The sequence below is a fragment of the Vibrio sp. L85 genome (assembly GCF_963871815.1).
Lineage (GTDB): Bacteria > Pseudomonadota > Gammaproteobacteria > Enterobacterales > Vibrionaceae > Vibrio > Vibrio harveyi.
Window position 1 is genome coordinate 1 of sequence record NZ_CAWMYL010000034.1, and the last position, 355, is coordinate 355.

Below are 355 nucleotides of genomic sequence, written 5' to 3' on the forward strand. Positions count from 1 at the left end.
CTTATCGATTGTCGGGTCGAACAGGAAAAAATGACGCAGCTGACGCTCAAGCGATTTGTGAAGCAGTTCAACGACCTCATATGAGATTTGTCAGCATCAAGTCTGAAGAACAGCAATCCATTCAGTGCCTACATCGAGCTAGGCAAGGGTTGAATGAAGAAAGAACGTCAGTGTGTAACCGTATTCGAGGCTTACTCTCTGAGTTTGGGGTTATTGCTCCGCTATCACCAGAACGATTACGCAATGAATTCGAAGCAATGAAAATTCATCTTCCGGCTTTAGCTACCACCTGTATCGATGAGCTATTTCTTCATATGGATAACATCGAACGTAAGCTTCTGAAGTTTGATCGACT

General features: G+C 43.7%; 1 protein-coding gene. It reads left to right on the plus strand.

The genetic code is table 11. From position 1 onward, the window contains the following. On the plus strand, positions 1-355 hold a 355-nt coding region (locus AACR11_RS06650), incomplete at both ends, for an IS110 family transposase (protein ID WP_139374602.1).